The sequence below is a fragment of the Marinococcus sp. LNHM5E3-2.1 genome, assembly GCF_056034365.1.
The window spans coordinates 49739-57100 of the sequence record NZ_JBQLIB010000015.1 but is presented as its reverse complement, the minus strand read 5'-3'; the positions used below and the strand labels follow the sequence as shown (position 1 = coordinate 57100).

At 44.5% G+C, this 7362-nt stretch carries 6 protein-coding genes; 2 read left to right on the top strand and 4 right to left on the bottom strand.

Annotated features, from left to right (window positions below):
• Window positions 1-933: 933 nt before the first annotated feature.
• Entirely contained in the window at window positions 934-1359 is a 426-nt protein-coding gene (locus ACTRXH_RS14145) for a DMT family transporter (protein ID WP_474262234.1), read from the bottom strand.
• Window positions 1360-1515: 156 nt separating this feature from the next.
• Between ACTRXH_RS14145 and ACTRXH_RS14140 the strand changes: the two genes are divergently transcribed.
• On the top strand, window positions 1516-2382 hold the full coding sequence (locus ACTRXH_RS14140) for a LysR family transcriptional regulator (RefSeq protein WP_474279476.1): 867 nt from the start codon (window positions 1516-1518) through the stop codon (window positions 2380-2382).
• A gap of 353 nt (window positions 2383-2735) precedes the next feature.
• Here the strand turns inward: ACTRXH_RS14140 and ACTRXH_RS14135 are convergent, their stop codons facing one another.
• Both ACTRXH_RS14135 and msrA read right to left on the bottom strand, forming a co-directional pair.
• A complete protein-coding gene (locus tag ACTRXH_RS14135; RefSeq protein ID WP_474262236.1) occupies window positions 2736-3698 on the bottom strand; it encodes an arsenic resistance protein in 963 nt (320 codons plus the stop codon).
• Between the two features lie 307 nt (window positions 3699-4005).
• Window positions 4006-5133: a peptide-methionine (S)-S-oxide reductase MsrA gene (gene msrA / locus ACTRXH_RS14130; protein ID WP_474282691.1), complete on the bottom strand. Its 1128-nt coding sequence runs from the start codon at window positions 5131-5133 to the stop codon at window positions 4006-4008.
• A 220-nt stretch (window positions 5134-5353) separates the two neighbouring features.
• On the opposite strand from msrA, the gene ACTRXH_RS14125 reads away from it, so the two are divergent.
• Window positions 5354-5629 (top strand): hypothetical protein, encoded by a 276-nt coding sequence (locus ACTRXH_RS14125; RefSeq protein ID WP_474282689.1) that lies wholly within the window; start codon window positions 5354-5356, stop codon window positions 5627-5629.
• A gap of 837 nt (window positions 5630-6466) precedes the next feature.
• Here ACTRXH_RS14125 and ACTRXH_RS14120 read toward each other — a convergent pair.
• Complete coding sequence (locus ACTRXH_RS14120; protein WP_474282686.1) at window positions 6467-7360, bottom strand: PhzF family phenazine biosynthesis protein; 894 nt, start codon at window positions 7358-7360, stop codon at window positions 6467-6469.
• Window positions 7361-7362: the final 2 nt, after the last annotated feature.

Sequence of the window (7362 nt, the reverse complement as noted above, 5' to 3'; positions counted from 1 at the left end):
TCTCCTCATCTATGCGGCCTTCGCTATTTTTCTCTAATACGTGGAGCTTTTCCTCAAAGGACAAATATTCTCGTCTATTTCTCCCTGCATCTTTTTCGTATTCAGTTTATCTATTCGTGATCTCATACTCCATGCATCTAAAACCCTCAACTTCTGGACAGTGCCCCGAACACCCCGTTTTGATATCGAAAACGGGGTGTTTTCCATCCTTACAGCTCTTCCAAAATCGAACAACCAATAACATGAGTGTGAATGATATTGTGGAAAGTCACAGGCGTTCCCCGTTCGACGATTTATGCTAAGCGAAAACGAGATTAACGATAGAATGAATCTTTCGAATGTATTAAAAAATGGTACTATTTTTCCTTTAAAAGCGTGTTGGATAAGAAGCAAAGCTGAATTCATACCTATGAAATCATTTGGTAATAATTTACGATTGAAGTACAAACTTTGAGGAAGGAATTTTAATGAATTGGGGGGTCATCATCCCATTTGGCAGTTTAATGTTTGTGGTCATTGGAGAAATACTTCGAGCCCATATGCTCTTTCGTCGGCTGGAGAAACGAGTCGACGAATGAGAGAAGCGATCAAACCAAGATCATACGGCGAATAAGGACTGTAAAACGTCATGAACGTTACTCCATTAGCAGCAAGGGAAAGAAAGTTACTTGAAGCCCATGAAGAAAAGAATTGAATATAGAGATATAAAAAAGGAGGCCCAAGACTCTCTCTTTTTGCTGTTTTATAGATTTTATTAGTGCTTATTATCCTAACAATGTGTAGTAACACCTATTAAACATAATTGCTCTTATCAGAAGTCTAGTTCTAAACAAACGTAAAACAACTTTGGAAATCGCCGCTTATTTGGCACAGTCTTTTCGCTTAACATAATAACGACTATCTGTCATTTTCCATCTAAAAAGCTTCCTGGCTTTATTGATACAACAGATACAGAGCGATTCCGATCAGTCCGACCGCGATCAGCCGGGACGTATCTATGGGAATCTCCGGAGTCCCAAAAGCACCGAAATGATCAAGAAACAGTCCTAAAAGGAGTTGACCAGCAATACCGGCGGTTATGGCTGCCGAAGCGCCAATCCTTGGTACTGCCAGAATGATACAAACAATATAAAAAGCGCCCAGTCCTCCCACCATCCATTTCCATAAGGGCAGCGACGGAAACGCTGGCGGAAAGCCCTGAACCAATGTGCTCGCCAACAAAAACACTGTACCAACAGCATAGGCGACCAATGCGGCTGGCAAACTTCCCATTTTGGCTCCGATTTCTCCATTGACGCCCGCTTGAAAAGCCAGAGCAGCCCCTCCCGCAAAGCTTAAAATCATAAAAAACCACGCCATCCCTGAGTCATCTCCTTTAATATGTTAATGTCTGTTCTTCATTCATCTACGCTTGTCGAAACGTGGACTACATTCTATACTAAAGAACAACACCAACCATGAAAAATGAATGCTTATGAGATCTGCCCATCATTTTTACTAATAGGAGAAGGTAGCATGGAACTACGTGATTTGAAGATTTTTCTCTCCGTGGCTCAAAGCCGCAGCCTTTCCCGGGCGGCTCAAACGCTTGGATACGTTCAGTCCAACGTCAGTGCCCGCATTGGCCGCTTAGAGGAAGAATTGCAGACAACATTGCTGTATCGGCATGCCAAAGGGGTTCATCTCACCCCAGACGGAGACAAGCTGTGGACCTATGCCCGCCAATTTGTGCAGTTGGAGCAGGACATGCTGGAAGAGATGGCTGCACGGCCAACTATGGAAGGAAAATTACGTCTTGGGTCCATTGAATCAACTGCCTCCACACACATGCCTGCCGCTCTACAGCAGCTTATGACCGAGCACCCCCGTCTCCAAGTCTCACTAACCATTAGTGAAACCAAGAACCTGGCCCAACAGGTGTTAGCATATGACCTCGATGGCGCTTTTGTAGTGGGAAGCATCGATCACCCGGACGTGTCCAGCGTGCCGGTGCTTCAGGAATCATTAGTACTGATCACAACGCTGGGGCTTTCGGTGCCCATGATCCAAAAACCCGGGCACGCCCCGACGCTGTTAGTATTAAAAGAAGGATGCATCTATCGACAAACGCTGCTCGAATGGATGCACAACCACCAGTTCTCTGCTCCGAAAATCATGGAGTGTGCCAGCTTAGATACCATTATCGAACTCACGAAAGCTGGCATCGGTGTCTCCCTTCTTTCCCAATCGTACCTTCAACGCCGGAATCGAACCCAGGGCATCGCCACGCACACCCTCGAATCACCGTATCAGGCAGCAACGACATGGTTTATCTACCGAAACGATAATCTACAGCAACGTTCGCTCCGTGCCTTTCTTGACACCTTTGCCAGGCAACCCTAATCCAGTTTTTACTGGCAGACAGATAACCGTGACAGGAAGATCTCCATTTATATCTACGCCTTTTTCTTTTAAAGGATGTGTGAATAAAAAATGCCTGAAGACATATATCTCTTCAGGCATTCATGATTTTCTTAGCTTTCCATTATTGCGCTTATCTTTTTGTAGTCTAAATGCCGCCCAATTACTATTCACGCAGGCCTGTCACGACCCTTACCGATTAATCTTAACAAACGTTTAATATTCGCTGGCTGATGGAAGGATCTTCATAGCAGAAACAACCAGATACGGTTGTTCCCGCTTCTATACTGTACGGCATCCATTCCGTGGGCAGTTTTCTTAGGAAATGTTTGGCATCAGAAGCGCGGGCGGTTCCGTCTCCGAAACGCAAGCAGCACCTGGGCAACTCCTGCCAGGATCGGCAGCTCGATCAACGGACCAATCACCAGAGCCAGGGCTACCAGCGGCTGCTCAGGAAAAGCGGTGACTGCAATCGCCAGGGCCACCGGAGAATTCCGTGCCACTGTGGTTAATGTCAGGCTGACCGTTTCTTCGTAAGAAAACCGCAGGGCCCGGCCGGTCATTTGGGCGACCGTCACATTGATGCCAAAAAACAGGAGAATCGGCAGCACGAGAATGGTAATAACGCTCAAGTTATTTAAGAGCGCCGAACCCTGAGAGGCAAACATCGCGGCTACCGCCAGGGCCAGAAAGAAAATCTGGGCCCGTGAAAAGAATGGAAGCAGCCTGTGTGCCAGAAATTCGGGCTGCCGGCGCCAAAGGTACTTGGTTCCCTGAGCTAGCAGAAACGGCAGCAACAGCACGAGCAGGACACTTTCGATGATCGTCGGCAGCGCCACCGTTTCGATCGTTCCGGCGAACAAGAAGAGATATAACGGCAGCAGCAGGAACTGCAGGACAAGGTTCAGGGGAAGAATCGACGTCGATAATGCGAGATTGCCTTTAGCTATAGATGTAAAGACAAGATACCAATCAGTACAGGGCGTTACCATCAACATAATAAATCCGAGCCATAAGGCCGGATGATCAGTCAGAAACAAGGCGCCAAGACCCCAGGCAAGCAGCGGGGTCCAGATAAAATTGATCCCCAGGCTCACACCGAGAAAGACCCGATGCGTAAAGGCCCTATGCAGATCCTTTAACGGAATAGATAAAAACAAGCCATACAGCATCAGCAGCAAAAAAGGAACAATCAGTACCTCCGCGTGGGCACCGATCACTCTCACCTGGCCCAGAGCCAGGCCTGTGCCTACCGCCATGATAATTAGGAGCGTTTGATATTTTTCGATAATATTCACGGCTTCCTCCTTTCCATGGATGCCGGTAAGCCTGATAAGTTTCGTCCCTCTATCATACCAAACAGGCACCTCCCAGTCGTTGTCAGAATCCTGAATGTTCTTCTCATAAAAATTTTTCTTCGAAATATCAATTCAAATAACCGTATTTAGAAGAGACGGTAGATATTTTAATCGGTAACATGTGCTCTAAAAAAAGCCCCGCATCCCTTGTTAAAGAGATACGAGGCTGCTTCTTGCTTCCGCTTTTTTGTTGTTTAATTAGAACATAGGACCCGTAAAATAAATTGGGAGACGCGCATTTTTTCTGCTATTTAAAATCAGCTGCATACTCTTCGTATTCAGTGCCTTCCAGTTCATCGGCCGCAATAAAATCCATGGCTGCGGAATTCATGCAGTATCTAAGGCCTGTAGGCTCAGGTCCGTCCTGAAACACATGCCCTAAATGGGAGTCTGCATGCTTGCTGCGCACTTCCACACTCGTGCCTAGAATGCCACCGTCTTCTTCATACGTAATATTACCCAGCTCCAGAGGCTTCGTGAAGCTCGGCCAGCCTGTACCGGAGTCATACTGATCGCGCGTGCTGAATAGCGGCTCCCCGGAGACGATATCAACGTATATTCCCTCTTTCTCGTTATCATGGTAGGCATTATCGTAAGCAGGCTCTGTTCCGTCTTCCTGCGTCACCTCATACTGCATGCTGTTCAGTTCAGACACGGCCGCTTCTTTATCCTCTACGACAAACGGGGAATCTGTGCTTACTTCGTACTCTTTATCCTCTCCCCATACCTCATCTAAATAGGCATCACGCCCGGAGTTGCTGCGGTAATATTCGTACCTTCCCGGGTTTTTCTTATAATAATCCTGATGGTAGGCCTCTGCTTCGTAAAACGTATCGTATTCTTCAATGGACGTCACGATCTCTCCACCAAACCGTCCGGAGTTCTCCATCTCTATTAATGATGCTTCCGCTGCCTGCCGCTGGGCCTCGTCATGATAAAATACAGCCGACAAATACGGCTCTCCTTTATCCACGAACTGTCCTTCATCATCCGTCGGATCAATTTGGCGCCAGAAAATCTGCAGAAGGTCTTCGTAGCTGATTTTTTCAGGATCATACGTAATTTGAACCGCTTCCTGATGACCCGTTTCTTTGTTCGACACTTCATCATACGTAGGATTTTCTTCCTCGCCGCCCGTATAGCCGGAAATCACGCTGACGATGCCGGGCTGGGATTCAAACGGCGGCTCCATGCACCAGAAGCACCCCCCGGCAAATGTAGCCTGCTCCATTCCTTCTAAATCCCCCTGCAGCTCCGTTTGTTCCGTCGCGACCACTTCTTCATATTCCGAGGCCGTAAACGCCTGATACAAATACCAGCCGCCGGCCAGAAGAAGAACTGCCGTTATACTAAAAAACCACCGTTTTTTATTCATATAGCTCCCCTTTAGTTTCTTTCCTTTCATTATAAGGAAAAGAGAGCAGATTTAACATCATTACAACTTATCCGTATTCAGCAATACTTTAGAGCCTCTGGGTATAAACAAAATTTTAAAGGCCCGGACTTTTGAAAAAGACCGGGCCTTTAAATAGATGGTAAAATTAGGTATTAACAGCAAGGACATCATTAACACAAGCATAAGGGGGCGACAGATCATGACATTTATAGCGCAGTATGGATTCTTTTTTGCGATATTGATCGTTATTGGCGCCATCATATTTTTCAGCTATCTATTGTCGAAGACAGAGAGATTTGTGCATATTTTGACTGCTTTATTGGTATTTGGAGGAATAGGAATTATTATTTATAGTTTTCTCAGGCCAGATGATCCTTTTACAGGCATTGCTTATGCAGTTTTAACATTTTTTATCTGGTTAGGTACGGGGCTGGGATGGATAGGAATCGCTATTTATGAAATGATAAAGGAATGAAAGAAGGGATATTTTATTAATTAACGGCAATCCTTTAACTCTTATTTTCATTCGTTTTTTTGCCCCAGTCATAGAGAAATATTGCGGAAGCTATACTGCCCAGGACGTAAAAAATAGCCATATATGCTTCTCCTTTTTATCAACAAAATTGTCATTCAAGTCATAAGGATTTCCTTCTTAATTTACCAGCGAGAGTAATACCACTCCTACAATCATACCAAAAAGAAAATATACCAGAAATCGAACATACTTATTTTTCATGTTTAACTGCCTCCTCGAAAATGTCTAATACAGCCACACTATAAAAATGTCTCACGACTCAATGGTCGCTTTTTTTCTTTTTTTCTGGTCTATCCAAATAATAATTGTCGATATAAGTAATACAGCTACCAGTCCATTAAAAAGCCAGAAGGGTATAGTAATAACATCTATAAAATCCAATCCCACTAATACAAGAACTACAATGCAAAATATCTGATGGCATATTGTCATAATCTTCATTTCGTATCTCCTTTTTGCTGATATGAAATTTCTCATTTCATTTATCCGATTTTCAAGCTTATGTATTTTACATTCGATTGATACTTTTCGACGGCGATAATAAATAAAAGAATTGCTATTGTAATTGTATTCATGCTATCTCTTCGTATAGTCTCCTTTTTCCGTCTTATTTCATATTATAGATTAATGAAACATCACTGCACAGAAATCTCAACCTTCTTCTCCGATTTTTATCATCACACTACCTTTAGTGTATTGAAAAAATATAATTGTTTTTACTCCTGAAAAATGAGATTGGCGTTGCCGTCTATCTTTTTATTTATAATGGCTTGCCTATTATATTTTCACATCAAAGCTGGTCATAAACACTGCATGGCCGGAAATACTCACATCACTCTTATCCTGATGTTTTACGACCTGCACGTGAACCCTTCCATCTTTATTCATTTCCTGTCCCTGCTCTACGGTAAGCTGTAGAGGCGATTGAAAGTGCTCATCAATAAACGCCGCCCAATAAGCTCCCATAACTCCGGAGGCTGTTCCTGTGACAGGGTCTTCCACGGTTCCCGAGTACGGGGAGGAAAAGTGCCTAGCATGCATATCCGCCGCTTTATCATAAGTGTCCAGGCAAAACGGATGAATGGATGCTTTCGGCATTTCTGTGAGAACCGATGGAAATGCTGAATTATCAGGTCTCATTTTTTCAAAGCTTTTTAAATTAGCGATCGGCACCAGCAGCGTCCAAGTTCCGGTATTTCCATAGACGATAGGCATATCAGCTTGAATATCATTTTCCTGTAATCCTATCGAAGCGGCCAGAGAAGCCCGGGAACTATGAAACATTTCCAACTTTGGCGGCGCCTGGGTCATCGTCATTGTGCGCTGTTGATGGGCAGACGTTTGTGTTATGACGGTTACAATTCCAGCATTCGTCTCCACCGTGATACGTTCTTTATTACCAATCTGCCCTTTGCTTTTTAATGCATAAACCGAAGCCATCGTAGCGTGGCCGCACAAATTCATTTCGTGGCCCGGGGTAAAAAAACGCAGACGAATATCTGCTGATTTGGAAGATAATACAAAGGCCGTTTCGTTAAACCCAACCTGATACGCCACCGCCTGCATTTCTTTTTCTGTCACGTTATCTCCGTCAAAAACAACGCCTGCTGGATTCCCTTTATGCGGAATTTCACTGAAAGCTTCATAATGATACACACGGATGTTCTGCATTG

Coding starts and splice junctions, on each gene's coding strand:
- ACTRXH_RS14145 (WP_474262234.1), bottom strand. CDS start 1,359: ATGGCGTGGTTTTTTATGATTTTAAGCTTTGCGGGAGGGGCTGCTCTG.
- ACTRXH_RS14120 (WP_474282686.1), bottom strand. CDS start 7,360: ATGCAGAACATCCGTGTGTATCATTATGAAGCTTTCAGTGAAATTCCG.
- msrA (WP_474282691.1), bottom strand. CDS start 5,133: ATGAATAAAAAACGGTGGTTTTTTAGTATAACGGCAGTTCTTCTTCTG.
- ACTRXH_RS14140 (WP_474279476.1), top strand. CDS start 1,516: ATGGAACTACGTGATTTGAAGATTTTTCTCTCCGTGGCTCAAAGCCGC.
- ACTRXH_RS14125 (WP_474282689.1), top strand. CDS start 5,354: ATGACATTTATAGCGCAGTATGGATTCTTTTTTGCGATATTGATCGTT.